General features: G+C 67.6%; 13 protein-coding genes. 9 read left to right on the top strand and 4 right to left on the bottom strand.

The window, feature by feature from the left end:
- Positions 1-48: 48 nt before the first annotated feature.
- From GS424_RS01760 to GS424_RS01780, 5 genes are all read left to right on the top strand, one after another.
- Positions 49-357 carry a hypothetical protein gene (locus tag GS424_RS01760; RefSeq protein ID WP_114551758.1) on the top strand — a complete coding sequence of 103 codons (309 nt, stop codon included), beginning with the start codon at positions 49-51 and terminating at the stop codon, positions 355-357.
- 326 nt (positions 358-683) lie between these two features.
- A complete protein-coding gene (locus GS424_RS01765) occupies positions 684-2,192 on the top strand; it encodes a Fic family protein (protein WP_160942021.1) in 1,509 nt (502 codons plus the stop codon).
- Positions 2,193-2,256: 64 nt separating this feature from the next.
- Positions 2,257-3,924: a molybdopterin-dependent oxidoreductase gene (locus tag GS424_RS01770; protein ID WP_160942020.1), complete on the top strand. Its 1,668-nt coding sequence runs from the start codon at positions 2,257-2,259 to the stop codon at positions 3,922-3,924.
- Positions 3,925-3,935: 11 nt separating this feature from the next.
- Entirely contained in the window at positions 3,936-4,748 is an 813-nt protein-coding gene (locus tag GS424_RS01775; RefSeq protein WP_015759909.1) for a molybdopterin-dependent oxidoreductase, read from the top strand.
- A gap of 9 nt (positions 4,749-4,757) precedes the next feature.
- Positions 4,758-5,036 (top strand): molybdopterin-binding protein, encoded by a 279-nt coding sequence (locus tag GS424_RS01780; protein WP_160942019.1) that lies wholly within the window; start codon positions 4,758-4,760, stop codon positions 5,034-5,036.
- A 57-nt stretch (positions 5,037-5,093) separates the two neighbouring features.
- Here GS424_RS01780 and GS424_RS01785 read toward each other — a convergent pair whose 3' ends face one another.
- On the bottom strand, positions 5,094-6,104 hold the full coding sequence (locus tag GS424_RS01785) for a helix-turn-helix domain-containing protein (RefSeq protein WP_160942018.1): 1,011 nt from the start codon (positions 6,102-6,104) through the stop codon (positions 5,094-5,096).
- Between the two features lie 105 nt (positions 6,105-6,209).
- On the opposite strand from GS424_RS01785, the gene GS424_RS01790 reads away from it, so the two are divergent.
- Positions 6,210-7,613, top strand: a complete 1,404-nt coding sequence (locus tag GS424_RS01790; protein ID WP_160942017.1) for an MATE family efflux transporter — start codon at positions 6,210-6,212, stop codon at positions 7,611-7,613.
- A 57-nt stretch (positions 7,614-7,670) separates the two neighbouring features.
- Here GS424_RS01790 and GS424_RS01795 read toward each other — a convergent pair whose 3' ends face one another.
- From GS424_RS01795 to GS424_RS01805, 3 genes are all read right to left on the bottom strand, one after another.
- On the bottom strand, positions 7,671-8,093 hold the full coding sequence (locus tag GS424_RS01795; RefSeq protein ID WP_009305889.1) for a flavodoxin: 423 nt from the start codon (positions 8,091-8,093) through the stop codon (positions 7,671-7,673).
- 128 nt (positions 8,094-8,221) lie between these two features.
- Positions 8,222-8,926 (bottom strand): DUF3793 family protein, encoded by a 705-nt coding sequence (locus GS424_RS01800; protein WP_009305890.1) that lies wholly within the window; start codon positions 8,924-8,926, stop codon positions 8,222-8,224.
- Between the two features lie 288 nt (positions 8,927-9,214).
- Positions 9,215-10,189: a helix-turn-helix domain-containing protein gene (locus tag GS424_RS01805; RefSeq protein WP_035584274.1), complete on the bottom strand. Its 975-nt coding sequence runs from the start codon at positions 10,187-10,189 to the stop codon at positions 9,215-9,217.
- Positions 10,190-10,392: 203 nt separating this feature from the next.
- On the opposite strand from GS424_RS01805, the gene GS424_RS01810 reads away from it, so the two are divergent.
- From GS424_RS01810 to GS424_RS01820, 3 genes are read left to right on the top strand one after another with little or no spacing between them, the layout of a single operon-like run.
- Positions 10,393-11,040, top strand: a complete 648-nt coding sequence (locus GS424_RS01810) for an MptD family putative ECF transporter S component (protein WP_160942016.1) — start codon at positions 10,393-10,395, stop codon at positions 11,038-11,040.
- A 7-nt stretch (positions 11,041-11,047) separates the two neighbouring features.
- Positions 11,048-11,773: an energy-coupling factor transporter transmembrane component T family protein gene (locus GS424_RS01815; protein ID WP_009305893.1), complete on the top strand. Its 726-nt coding sequence runs from the start codon at positions 11,048-11,050 to the stop codon at positions 11,771-11,773.
- Positions 11,773-13,245: an ABC transporter ATP-binding protein gene (locus GS424_RS01820; RefSeq protein WP_160942015.1), complete on the top strand. Its 1,473-nt coding sequence runs from the start codon at positions 11,773-11,775 to the stop codon at positions 13,243-13,245. Before GS424_RS01815 ends, GS424_RS01820 begins: the two co-directional genes overlap by 1 nt.
- The last annotated feature ends 58 nt before the right edge of the window (positions 13,246-13,303 follow it).

Raw genomic sequence — 13,303 nt, forward strand, 5'->3', positions numbered from 1 at the left:
CGCTCGCTATACTGATCCCAGTGAATGCGTCGACGTGAAAGGACGACCATGGACATTCAAGCCATCATCGACAAGGTTGTGGGCGAGGTTCAGCAGGCTCCCGAGATGCTGCAGGAGATCGTCGCCGACCCGGGTGCGGCAATCGAGAAGATCACCGGCCACTCGCTGGGCGACACCGACATCGCGGCCGTGGCCGAGGGCGTGCTCGCTCAGGTGCAGGAAAAGGGCGGCGACCTCAAAGAGCACCTCTCCGGCCTGATGGAGAACGGCGCGGTGCACGACGTCATCGCCAACATCACCGGCGAAGGCTCGCCGTTCAGCGGCCTGCTGGGCAGCATCTTCGGCAACAAGGAGTAGCGCGCTGACTACATACGGAAGCACCGGGCCCGCTCGCGAACGCGCGCGGGCCTTTTTGATGCTTCGCTCGAATAGCCGTTGAGGAGGGCCGGCGCGTCCCCGGCGCCGAGCCGGCCGCACGGGCGTCGGAGCCCGACGCCGCCCGGTCGCTCGGCCTTGACGCTGATGGGGCCGCGGTTCTGCCGCTTTCCCGCGCTCCCTCCTTCTGAAATGCAACCCTTTTCCCCTTCGGTGGTAAATAGTTTCTAGTCACGGCTCAGTATCTTGATGTTCGCGCACCACTTCTGCGAACATGCACGTGAGAAGGGTATGGGAAGAGGGGGCTCATGGCGAAGAGGCTCATAGCGGACGATTTTTCGCTGCTGGGCGGCGCTCTGTCGCTGGCCGCGCGCAACGCGCAGACGTTCGAGTCGCTCGCGGCCGAGCTCGACGTGTCTCAGGAAGACCTGTCCCTGTACTGGTTCGCGCTCAACAACCTGCGTCGCCATCAGGGCCACGTGCTGCCCGTGCCCTTCGACGCGGCGGCGCCCGGCGACGCGCCCGACGCACCCTCCTCCTCGAGCAACTGGTACGCACCCACGTGGCGCCTGAACAAGCTGCTGGAGGAATTCCAGCTCAACGAGGGCTTGGCGGTGCACTACGGGCGCATCCTGACCGATCCCGAAGGCGGCCACTACGAACTGAACCTTGCGGCCAGCGAGGTGGTGCGCGCGGTGCGGCTGGAGAACGCCGACCTCGATGCGGCCCAGCTCAGGCGCGTGTGCGTGCAGGCATGCGAGCCGGTCAACGGCATCGAGCTGCTCGTGTCGAACGCGGGCAAGATCCTGCTGACGGTGGAGGACTACCGCGACGAGCCGCTCGACATCGCGTTCGTCGAGCGCCTGTACGCGGCACTCACCGAGGGCATCTCCATCAAGGAGGTGCGCGAGATCGAGAGCCGCGAGGCGAACGCGGTCGACGAGCTGCGCGCGAAGGCGCTCGAGTCGTTCTGTGCGCACGTGTGGGTGCCCGACGGCAACCACACCCTCGTCGACGCCCTCATCGCGCTGTATTACTTCAAGACGTTCCGCCTGTTCCCTGCCGGGAACAACGTGCTGGCGTTCCTGCTGTACTTTCTTATCCTGCACCGCGCCGGCTACCACTTCTCGGCGCATGTGCCCGTGGTCAAGCTGCTGTACCCGCGCGACGACGACGGCGGCCGCGGCCACGGCCTGGCGTGCGCGCCCGAGGACCTCGTGGTTGCCTGCGACGGCTACTTCGACTGGACCCGCTTCTTCGAGCAGGCGGTGCGGCTGATCATCGACGAGCAGCGCTGGACCATGACCAAGCTCGACGGCATGGCGCGCCGTCGCGAGCGCTTCCGCGCCATCATCGACGCCGACGAGAGCATGAACTTCCGCCAGAAGGAAGTGCTGCTCGAGGCCGTCCTCCACAGCAACGCCGAGTTCACCTACGGCATCCACGTGCATCGCTACGACGTGTCGTATCCCTGCGCGCGCAGCGACTTCGCGCGGCTGCTGGACCAGGGGTTCCTCCGACAGCACGACGACGGTATCCGCCACTTCTTCGTGGCGTCCGACAACTTCGGCGAGGTGTTCCTGAACTACCTCAAGGAGCATTGCGCCGACGCGTTCTCGCGCTTCTACCGCGAAGACGGCTCGCTGCGCGACGCGTTCAAAAGCGCGGACGACATCGCGGCGGAATACAACAAGGACGTGGGCTTTTACGAGAAGTCCCTGCTGGATAAAACGTACATCGAGCACTACGACTTCCGGCGCACGCCCATTGCCGACCACGACGGGCCGCAGCGGCGCCGCCGGTCGGACGACGAGTGACAACCGGCGAGGAGAAAGGAGGATTCGGGGGAGTTCGGCCATTTTCATTGTCAAAGGAGGGTCAATGAAAGACACCATGAAAGAGCGTGCACGCCTGCACGCTCCCAGCAAAGCGAAAGCACTGGTCGTGCTGGTTGCGGTTGCGCTGGTCGCTTCGTTCGCCGTTTGGGGATGCAGCCCGAAGGCGACGAGCGACGACGCGAAGGCTGCCGACGCGAGCACGGAAAGCACCGACGGCAAGACGAGCGCGAAGGCCGGCGACGGCCCCGACGAGCTGTCCGCGTTCAGCGGGTTCCCCACCGAGGGCCGCTTCGTCGACGGCGTGGCATCGCTGCCCGATTTCTACAAGAACACCGAGAAGAACGAATCCAACGCCAAGGCCGAAGCGCCGCGCCGCTACACCGACCGCAACGGCAACCTCGTGCAGCCGGTTCCCACCGACGAGCTGGGGTGGAACAACACCTACCTCGACGCCGACAACCGCGGCTGCACCTCGTGCCACACGTTGGAGAACGCCCTGATGAGCCTGCCCACGTACCATCGCCTGATCTTCTTCGGGTACCCCACCGAGCAGAGCTATCAGAACTGCATCGCCTGCCACTCCGATTCCTACTCGGGGCACAAGCTGGCCGACGCCATCCACACGCTGCACATGAACAGCACCATGTTCGTCGATGACGACAACGGGAACTGCCAGTCGTGCCACTACATCGACTCCAACACCGGCGTGTTCGAGCGCTGGGACGAGGTGAAGTACGACCTGTACAAGGGCATCACCGACGTGGCGTCCGACGAGCTGAAGGCCTCGGTCACCTACGATCAGACCACCATCACGCCGGCCGAGAACCGCATCTTCAAAACCGTCAAGGACGAGCCCAACGAGTGGCTGACCGACGACTCCAAGGTGGACACGTCCATCTACGAGAACTGGGTCATCTCCATCGACGGCGATTGCGAGAACCCCGTCGAGATGACGCTTCCCGAGATGGAGCAGCAGTTCGGCACCGTGAAGCAGGTCATGAAGATGGACTGCACCATCAACGGCGTGGGCCAGGCCACCATCATGCAGAGCGAGGTGGAGGGCATTCCGCTGAAGGCCATCATCGACTACGCGAAGCCGAAATCGGGCGCCAACGTGGTGAGCCCCATCGGCAGCGACGGGTACGACTACGCGAAGATGGGCATCGACTGGCTGCTTGAGAACGACGCGGTCATCGTCACGAAGATGGACGGCGAGCTGCTGCCCAACTCGCAGGGCTATCCCTGCATGATCTGGGTGAACAAGACGTCCGGCGGCAACTTCACGAAGCGCATCTCCAACCTCACGTTCATGACGGTGCCCGACGACAAGATCGACGCCGAGCTGTACGTGGGCCAGTTCACCGACGATCGCACGGGCGAGATCTACTCCAAGCCCAACAGCGGCGTGCTGAACTATCCCACCGGCATCGTGCTGTCCGGCGAGGAGGCGAAGACCGTGCACCTGGAGGGTTTCGCCGACGCGTGGGACGAGCCCATCAAGAAGATGGAATTCTCCTTCGATCATGGCGAGACGTGGACCGTGGTGGACACGCCCGACAACAACGCCGACAACTGGACGTACTGGCGCATGGACTTCACGCCGCCCGCGCCCGGCGCCTATCTGCTGGACATCCGCACGACCAGCGTCACGCCTGACGGCGCCGATCGCGTCTGCCAGTACGACACCCAGTTCATGTTCACGGTAGAGTAGGGGGTACGATAATGAAAACAACGACGCAACGCGGTCGTGCCACGATCTCTGCCCTCGCGGGGTTCACCATGGTCGCCTCCATGGCGGCCGCGCCGGCGGTGGCGCTGGCCGGCGAACCCGCTGCCGACGAGCCCGTGGCCGCCGGCGGCACCGAGGCCGCGACGAACGGCACGGCTGTCGAGAGCGCGCAGGTCACGCCCGCCCAGGTGGAGGGCGAGTTCTCGTTCGACCAGACCACCATCACGTCCAACGAGGTGATCAAGACCTTCTTCCAGCGCGTGTCGCAGGCCATCTGCGGCGCGACGGTGCCCCTCGTGGCGGACAACCCGCTGGGTTGGAAGCTGTCCGTGTCGGGCGACGTGGAAACGGCGTTCACCGCTTCGGTGGGCGACCTCGCCAACGAGGAATCGACCAGCAACGTGATGACTTGCACCTGCGGCGGCAACCCTGCCGGCGGGCGCGCCATCGTCACCGCGGACGTGACGGGCATCCCGGTGGAGCATCTGCTGGCGAAGGCCGGTGCGGCTCCGGGTGCGAACGCCGTGACGTTCGTGTCGGCTGACGGCACGCAGCAGACGTTCCCGCTGGGCTACGTGGTGGGGCGCCATGCGGTGCTGTCCTACGAGATCAACGACGAGGACCTGTCGGCCTCCGTGGGCGGCAGCAACCAGCTGTGGATGACGAAGACGCCGGCGAACTACTTCGTGCGCGACGTCGTGGAAATCGTGGTGTCCACCGAGGACGTCGCGCCCGCGACTCCGGGTGCGGCCGACGAGCATCCCAACAGCCCCAACGCGGGCGTGCTCGCGGGAACGCAGGGCTAGGGGCGCACGATGATCGCTCCGATGCAGGTGTCCGTGGGCAAGCCGGTGACGTTCAGCGGGTACGCCGAGGACTACGGCAAGCAGATCGTGTCGGTGCAGTTCTCACTCGACAACGGCGCGAACTGGACCACGTACGACGTGTCGGATTCCACCGACGAGCTGTGGGTGCACTGGACGTTCTCGTACACGCCCGAGCGGCCCGGGTTCTACCGGCTGCTCGTGCGCTCGGTGAACGACGCCGGCGCAGCCAGCCCGCTCGCGGACGTGGCCGAGTTCACGGCCGCCTAAGCGAAAAGGGGGCGCTTCCTTGGGTTCGGAGGAGGCGTCCCCTTCTTTTCCGCCCGCCTAGCGCATGGCGGCGCGGTAGGCGCTGGGGGTGGTGTGGTGGGTGCGGGCGAACAGCTCGGCCAGGCGCTCGGGGCGGTAGCCGACGGCTGCGGCAACCTGCGCCACGGGCGCGTCGCCGGCGGCCAGCAGCTCGGCGGCCTTCGCGCAGCGCAAGCGCTGGCGGTACTCCACGATGGTGCAGCCGCACGCCTGCTTGAAGGTGCGCCGCAGCTTGGTCTGGCCCATGCAGGCGATGCGGGCCAGCTCGTCGGCGTCCACGGGCGCGGCCAGCTGCTGCTCCAGGCGCCGCCGCACGCGCTCGATGGCGTGCATGTCCTCGCTGGCCAGTTCGCTGGTGCGCTCGCCGGCCATCGCGCGCGACTTATCCACGACGAGCGCCACCGCTTCCTCAACCTTGCTGCGGTAGAACAGCCGCGCCGACGCGCCGCGTCCGCGGTAGGCTTCCACCTGCTTGAGCAGCACCACCATCTCGGGGAAGTCGGAAAGCCCGTCGATGCTGGCGAACGCCTCCTCGGCGCTGAACGCCTCGTCCCGGTACACCTCGCGCAAATACTGCTCGTAAAACGGCGGGGCGAGCATGATCTCGACGTTGCGGATGGGCGTGCCGGCCCGGCACAGGCAGTCCCAATGCGGCGTGTCCAGAACGTGCCCCTCCAGGTAGGGTGCCTCCACCGTGCGGTTCGTGACGCTCTCGACGCAGCTTCCCGACAGGTAGTAACGCACCGAGACGAAGCGCGGATGCCGGCATTGCTCGCGGAAGTCGCGGGGGAACAGCATGTCGGTCGCCGAGATGGCGAAATCGCGCTCGGCGTACAGCCAGAAGTATCCCGAGGCCACGTCGCGCGGCATGCGGAACATGCGCCCCTCGCGTTCAGGCGCGCCCACGTCCGCCGCGCACGTTTCCTCCATCTGCATGTCGGCGAGGCAGGGGAGGAACACCTCGCGCATGATGTCGTAGTCGGCGCATGCGGCAGTCGTCCCGTCCCGATTTCCGTCTGCGCGAATCAACGCGCCCTCCTTCCGTTCCAACGCGTTTGCGCGCCCGCCCTTGCGCCCGGACGCGCTCGTCTCTAAGTTAGACCAGGATAACATGATAGAGCGATAGGAGCATATATGGCATCATCAGAGAACAAACGCGAGCTCATACTCACCCGATCGCCCGGCAGGCTCATGGTGTCGTTGAGCCTGCCGGCTATCGTGGGCATGGTGGTCATTGGCCTGTACACGTTCGTCGACGCGATCTACGCAGGTCAGCTGATCGGCGTCGACGCGATGGGGGCGGTGTCCATCGCGTACCCGTTCACGTTCATCAACTCGGGTCTGGCGGCCATGATCGGCATGGGCTCGGCCTCCGTGCTGTCGCGGGCCATCGGCGCGCGCGATCAGAAGAGCATCGACCAGGTGATGGGCAACCTCGTCGTCATGAACCTCGTGCTGTCCCTCGCCGTGACGGTGGTGGGCGTCGCGTTCGCCCGCCCGCTGCTCGCGCTCACGGGCGCGGAAGGCGCCATGCTTGACCTGGGGGAGCGCTACCTGCGCATCATATTCCTCGGCAGCCTGTTCGTGAACTTCGCCCAAAGCTCGAACATGATCATGCGCGGCGAGGGGGAGCTGGCCCGCGCCATGGGCATCATGGCCGGCGGCGCCATCCTCAACATGGTCCTCGCGCCGGTGTTCATCCTCGCGCTGCGCGATCAGGGGCTGGGCCTGGAAGGAGCCGCGTGCGCCACCGTGCTGTCGCAGGCGGTGCTGGCGGGCGTTATGCTGTGGTGGTTCGTCAAGCGCGAGAAGACGGCGCGCATCGTGCGCGTGGCGGCGTCGCGCGCGGTGCTGGCCGAGGTGGCGAAGGTGGGCGTGACGGCCATGCTCATGCAGGTGCTCACGCTCGTGCAGCAGGCGATCATCTACCGCGCGGCGGCCGAGTGGGGCGGCGCGGAGTGGCAGGTGCTGTTCGGCGCTGCGCTGCGCATCCAGTCGTTCGCGTTCATCCCGCTGTGGGGCATGAGCAACGGCTTCCAGCCCGCGGCGGGCACGAACTACGGCGCCGGGCTGTACGACCGCGTGAGAAGGTGCACCGTGGCGTTCTCGCTGGGGGCGACGGGGCTTGCGCTGCTGTTCTGGATACCCGCCATGCTGTTTCCCGAGGCCGCGTTGTCGCTGTTCATCACCGATCCGGCGCTCGTGGCGCAAGGCGTTGACGACTTCCGGGTGTTCTTCGTCGCCTATCTGGCGATGGGCGTCATGGTGATGGGCATCACGCTGTTCCAGTCGTTGGGGAAGGGCGGATTGGCGGCGCTGCTCGCGCTTGCGCGGCCGTTGCTGCTGTTCGTGCCGCTCGTGCTGATCGTGCCGAACCTGGGCGGCCTCGGCATCCACGGCGTGTGGCTGGCCTGCGCGATCACCGACGGCTTGCTGGCGCTGATCGCCGTCGCCCTCATGGTGCGCACGTGCCGCGGGATGGGGAAGGGCCGCGCGCGGGCGGCCGCGATCGAGGAGGGGGAAGCCGCGCGGGCGTAACGCGCAGGTGGCCCGAGACGTGCGGCAGGCGCGCGTCCCGGGCTGTTCGCGTGCCTGCTAGCCGGCCAGCAGGTTTCCGACGCGCAGGCATTCGGCGCTGGCCTCGTCGTCGGGGTAGTCGTAGGCGATCACGGAATCGGCCACGTCGACGCCGGCTTCTTCGGCGCGCTTCTCCCACAGCTCCATCCACTCGCCGTCGTTCCACTCGTACGAGCCGAACAGCACCACCTTGTGACCGGCCAAATGGGGCTCTACCTGGTCGTACATCGGGAGGAACTCCATATCCTCCAGCTCTTCGTCGCCCATGGCGGGGCAGCCGAAGGCGAGGGCGTCGTAGTCCTCCACGCGCTCGGCGGTGAAGTCCGCGGCATGCACGAGGTCGGCCGTGCCGCCGGCCGCGCGCACGCCCTGCGCGATGAGGTCGGCCATGGCCTCGGTGTTGCCCGTGCCGCTCCAGTAGACGATTGCAACCTTGCTCATAGGGTATCTCCTTCGTGTCGAGGGATGTCGCATGCGCTCTCTGTTGAGCGAGGTGCGCGACGAAGCCGCGCCGCGCACCTCGCTCAACAGAGCCGCGTCCCGCGTCTCACGTGCCGTCCGCTCGCGCGCTAGCCGGCCGCGCGGAACGCCTCGGCGGCGGGGAAGTCCTCGTCCACCGCGGCGAGGCATTCGATGGAAACGCCCTCGTCGAACAGCTGCTGGTACATGGTGGTGCAGTTCTTGTAGCAGCAGAAGCACGTTTGGGCGTCGCGCTCTTTCGCGTACACCTTCCAGCATCCGCTGCACAGGAAGTTCTCGCCTTCGTTGTCGATGAAGCCGATGACGTCCTCGTAGGGATAGCCCAGGAAGAAGCCGATCTCGTGCGGGAACGAGCAGCGTCCCGTCATCTGGCTTTGCAGGTCGGTGCCGCAGATGCGCTTGTGCAGCTTCTCGATGCAGGCCGACAGCGACGAGGGGTCGTAGCCCTCGGCGGTCAGGAACGCGGCCACCTGCTCCTGCTGGATGGCGCGCGTGAGCAGCCGGGGCCGGTACACGTACACGAGCGCCCCGCTCGTGCGGCGGGCCAGCACCTCGATGCGCACGCCGTGCGGCGCCAGCTTGGCGCGGCAGGCGCGCAGCGCGTCGGACAGCTGGTCGTCGCGCAGGGCCGCCGCAGTCGGGCGTCGCCCGTGCTGGACGGCCGTGGGGGAGAGGGTGCTGCGGCAGGTGAACAGGTTCGCGGGTTTGAGCGCCGCGAGCGTGGGGGTGCAGTGGTGCACCAGCTTGCGTTCGAACGCTTCGCAGGGCGATAGTTCCTGCTCGATTGCTTCCATGCGGCCTCCCTCGGGCAGCGCCTCCGCGGGTGTCGGATGCGCCTATAAGTTAGCTTTGGATAACATATACCCGAGTGTCGGAGGTTCGTCAAGCACGGATCCGAAAAAGCGCCAGACGCGCAACGTATGCGGCAGCGCAGGACCCGCGGACGTTGCGCTCCTCGCCTTGCGTCGTTCTCCCCGAGCTGCGCAAGGGGTCGGCATCCGGGCGTCCGAATGTTTCACGTGAAACATTCGTTCTGGTTTCATTCGGGGCGCGACCCTCGACGATCCCTCGATCGCCTCCCCTCAGGCGCTGCGGCGGCGGTAGGCGCTGGGGGGCACGCCGGTGCGGCGGCGGAAGGCTTCGGCGAACGCGCCGGGCTTGCGGTAGCCCACGGCGCGCGCGATGTGGGCGATGGGCTCGTCGGTGGAGTTGAGCAGCTCGATGGCGCGCTCGATGCGCGCGTCTGCGACGAACGCCGCGGGCGAGGTGCCGTACGCCGCCTTGAACGCGGCCTTCAGCTTCGTCTGCCCCATGCACGCCCGGCGCGCGAGCTCCTCGCAGGACAAGGCGCCCGCGAGATTGCCGTTGATGTAGGCGCTCAGGTCGTCGAGGGCCGCGCGATCCTCCTTCGACAGCGACGGCGCGCTCCCTTCGGCGCGCTCCGCCTCGATGGCCGCCGCGCGTTCGATGACCAGCGCGAGCGCCTCGGCCACGGCGCCCTCGTAGAACAGGGTGGCCGCCATGCCCGTGCCCTGATAGGCGCGCACCTGCTTGAACAGGGCGACCAGCTCGGGAAAGTCGGTGCGACCGTCAACCAGCGCGAAGGCGCGCCGCACGTCGGGGATATTTCCGAAGCGGGCCTGCAGGTAGTCGCGGTAGTAATCGGGCGAGATGGTGATGGAGGTCGCGCGGGTCGCCGAACCCGGCTGGTAGAGCGCCACGTACTCGGCGCCTTCCTCGGCGAGGTAGGTGGAGATGGCCCCGGCGCGCAGCGTGCTGCCGCCGCTCTGCACGATGAGGTCGGCGGCTTCGTAGTATCCGATGGACAGGTGCTCGGCGTGGCGGTAGCGCATGACGCCGGCGTGCTCGAACGTCATGTCGAAGGCGTTGACGGCGAAGAGGTTGTCGTGGAAGTAGGCCCAGTATTCGCCGTGCCCGCAGCCGTTCGCGAACCGGTAGACGCTGCCCGCCGAGCCGTACCCCGGCACCGTGCCGGCGGGCACCATGTCCCAGAGGCGGAACGCCTCGTCGTACATGTCGTCTTTGATGCTGCGCATTCGCTTCCTCCTCCGTCTGCCCCCGGGCTGCCGATCGCGCGCGTTCCGCACTGCCCGAAACGGTCGTTTCGCTGCCGTGAATCGTCGCGCGCGCCCGTCGTCGCTGCTGCCGTCCGGCTGATTCGCTCATTATACCAAAAAGTTACCGAGGGTTAACAACGCGCTGCCGGTTGGCGGCGTTCGACGGGAAAGGAGCGCGCGCAATGGCATCGAATGTGGCAAACACGCAGGGGGAGAGGGCGGCTTCCGCGACGGCGAACCGGTGGACGACGCGGGATGTGCTCACATTCGTCATCTTCAACATCGTCATCATCGTGGCGACGATGGTCGTGAAGCTGGCGGAGGACGCGGTGCTCTCGCCGCAGAACACCTTCTTCGTGGGATCGTGGCTGTTCCCGCTGGTATCCACTCCGTTCTACCTGGTCATGGCCGATCGCATCGGCAAACGCGGCGTGCTGGGTGGCTCCATCCTGCTGTTCGGCGTCCTGTACACGTTCATGGGCGGCCTGTACTGCGCGCCCGTGGCCGTGGTGGGCGCCGTGATCGGCGAGCTGGTGATGTGGGGGAAGGGGTCGTACCGCAGTATCGTGCGTTCGGCCGTGGGCTTCTTCGTGTACTGGGCGACGTTCGCCTGTTACGGCATCATCCCGTATCTCCTGTTCAAGGACGCGTACATGGAGCAGCTGGGCGCGTATTACAGCGCGAGCGACGTGGCCGCCATGGTGTCGCAGTACACGGAGCTGCCGTGGATCCTGCTCATGCTGGCGATGTTCGCCGCCGGCACGGCGCTTGGCGCGATCATCGGCGCGAAGTTCCTGAAGAAGCACGTCCGCAAAGCGAAGATCGCGTAAGCGCCCGATGGAGACGAGCTCGCAAGCGCGCCCCTTCGCGCGCCCCGACCTGCGCGCGGGCCTGTTCGGCCTCGACCCGCGCACGCATCTGCTGGCCGTCGTGGCGTTCGGCGTTGCGTCCATCGTGCTCACCGGCTTGCTGGAGACGGCGTTGTTGCAGGTGGCCGCCGCGTTGTACCTGGCGGGCAACGGGCGCGCTCGCTTGGCGCTGCGCTCGTGCGCGAGCTTCGCCGTCGTCGCGGGCCTCAGCTTCCTGCCGCTGCCGGGGCTGTACGGGGTGCTGTTCGTGAGCCTGCTGCACATGGTGCCGCCGTTCACGGCGGGCTGCGCGTTGTTCTCGCTGTCTCCTTCGGCCATCATGTGCGCGCTCGCGCGGTGGCGCGTGCCGCAGCGCGTGCTCGTGGGCGTGTGCATGCTGTTCCGCTTCGCGTCGGTGCTCTCGTTCGAGGCGCGCTCCATCGTGCGCGGCATCCGGCTGCGCGGGGTGTTCCCGCGCGCGATCGACGTGGCGCTGCATCCCGCCCTCGCCTACGAGTGCTGCTACACGCCGCTTGTCATGCGCTGTTTGCGCCTGTCGGCCGAGCTGGCCGCGTCGGCGGAGCTGCGGGGCATCGAGGCCGACGGCGTGCGCACGTCGGTGCATCATGTGGGATTCGAGGCGCGCGACGCCCTTGCCGCCGTGGCGGTGCTGGCCGTGTGCGCGGGGCTGTGCGTGTGGGGGAAGGTGGCGTGATGGCTCAAGCGCAGGACAGCGAGCGTGCGGCGGCCGTGCTGCTCGACCGGGTAACGTTCCGCTACGTGGACGAATCCGAGCGGGGGTTGGAAGCGGAAGCGGGTTCTGCCGCGCCCGCATCGGGCAGCCGCGTGGACGACGTGTCGCTGTCGGTGGCTCCCGGCCGCTGCCTCGTGCTGTGCGGGCGCTCGGGCGACGGCAAGTCCACCGTGTTGCGCCTGGTGGACGGGTTGGCGGGCACGTTCTTTCCCGGCGATCTGACGGGCGTCGTGGAGGTGTGCGGCGCCGACGTGCGCCGGCTCGCGCCGCGGGAGCGCACCGAGCGCCTCGGTGTGGTGATGCAGGATCCGCGCAGCCAGTTCTTCATGGGGACGGTGGGCGACGAGATCGCGTTTTCGGCCGAGAACCTGGGGGTGGACCCCGTCGAAACCGTGCGCCGCGTGCATGCCGCCGCCGAGACGTGCGGCGTGGAAGGGCTTCTGGGCGAGAAGCTGTCCGAGCTGTCGAGCGGCCAGAAGCAGCGGGTGGCCCTCGCCGCCGCCATCGCGTGCGGTCCGGCCGTGCTCGTGCTGGACGAACCCACGTCCAACCTGGACGCGCAGGGCTCCGAGGCGCTCGTGCGCATCCTGGCCGAGCTCAAGCGCCGCGGCACCGCGGTGGTGGTGTCCGAGCATCGGCTCCACCAGCTGCTGCCGGTGGCCGACGCCTACGTATGCCTGCGCGCCGGCCGCGTCGTTGAGCGGTGGAACGCCGACGCGTTCGCGCGGCTCGGGCTGGAGGACGCGGCGGCATACGGCTTGCGGCATCCGGACATGGCCGCGCCCGCGCCGGGCGCCGGCGGCGTTGCGCCTGCAGCGAGCGGTTGGCGGGTCGAGGGGCTGACGTACCGCTACCCGTCCACGAAGCGGGGCATCCGCGACTTCGACGCCGCGTTCGCCTGCGGGGCGGTGACGGTGATCGAGGGCCCGAACGGGGCGGGCAAGACCACGCTCGCGAAGGTGCTGTGCGGCGCGACGCGCGAGCAGGCGGGGCGCGTGACGTTCGACGGCCGCCCCGTGCCGCGCCGCGAGCGACGGCGGCGCAGCTACTTCGTCATGCAGGACGCCGACTACCAGCTGTACGCCGGCAGCGTGGCCGACGAGGTGGTGCTGGGGCGGCGCGTGGACGAGGCGCTGAAGGCGCGCGCATGGGAGGCGCTCGAGGCGTTCGACCTGGTCGACCTGGCCGATCGGCATCCTGCGAGCCTGTCGGGCGGTCAGAAGCAGCGCGTGACGCTGGCGGCGGCGTACTGCTCGGACGCCGACCTCATCGTGCTGGACGAGCCCACGAGCGGCCTCGACGGCCGCGGCGTGCGCGAGGTGTCCGCGTGGTGCCGCACCCTGGCCGCCGGCGGCAAGGCCGTGGCGATCATCACCCACGACAACCTGCTGGCCGCCCTCGCCGGCGATGCCGTCGTGAAGCTGAAAGGCTAGGCGCCCGACGGGGAAGGCGGGCGAGTCGATTGCGCTTCCGTGCGCTGTCGATCGCGAA

This window comes from Eggerthella guodeyinii (assembly GCF_009834925.2).
GTDB lineage: Bacteria > Actinomycetota > Coriobacteriia > Coriobacteriales > Eggerthellaceae > Eggerthella > Eggerthella guodeyinii.

Bases quoted from the DNA above. Each gene is read 5' to 3' on its own strand.
- GS424_RS01760 (WP_114551758.1), top strand. From the start codon at position 49: ATGGACATTCAAGCCATCATCGACAAGGTTGTGGGCGAGGTTCAGCAG.
- GS424_RS01765 (WP_160942021.1), top strand. From the start codon at position 684: ATGGCGAAGAGGCTCATAGCGGACGATTTTTCGCTGCTGGGCGGCGCT.
- GS424_RS01770 (WP_160942020.1), top strand. From the start codon at position 2,257: ATGAAAGACACCATGAAAGAGCGTGCACGCCTGCACGCTCCCAGCAAA.
- GS424_RS01800 (WP_009305890.1), bottom strand. From the start codon at position 8,926: ATGGAAGCAATCGAGCAGGAACTATCGCCCTGCGAAGCGTTCGAACGC.
- GS424_RS01775 (WP_015759909.1), top strand. From the start codon at position 3,936: ATGAAAACAACGACGCAACGCGGTCGTGCCACGATCTCTGCCCTCGCG.
- GS424_RS01790 (WP_160942017.1), top strand. From the start codon at position 6,210: ATGGCATCATCAGAGAACAAACGCGAGCTCATACTCACCCGATCGCCC.
- GS424_RS01780 (WP_160942019.1), top strand. From the start codon at position 4,758: ATGATCGCTCCGATGCAGGTGTCCGTGGGCAAGCCGGTGACGTTCAGC.
- GS424_RS01795 (WP_009305889.1), bottom strand. From the start codon at position 8,093: ATGAGCAAGGTTGCAATCGTCTACTGGAGCGGCACGGGCAACACCGAG.
- GS424_RS01805 (WP_035584274.1), bottom strand. From the start codon at position 10,189: ATGCGCAGCATCAAAGACGACATGTACGACGAGGCGTTCCGCCTCTGG.
- GS424_RS01810 (WP_160942016.1), top strand. From the start codon at position 10,393: ATGGCATCGAATGTGGCAAACACGCAGGGGGAGAGGGCGGCTTCCGCG.
- GS424_RS01820 (WP_160942015.1), top strand. From the start codon at position 11,773: ATGGCTCAAGCGCAGGACAGCGAGCGTGCGGCGGCCGTGCTGCTCGAC.
- GS424_RS01815 (WP_009305893.1), top strand. From the start codon at position 11,048: ATGGAGACGAGCTCGCAAGCGCGCCCCTTCGCGCGCCCCGACCTGCGC.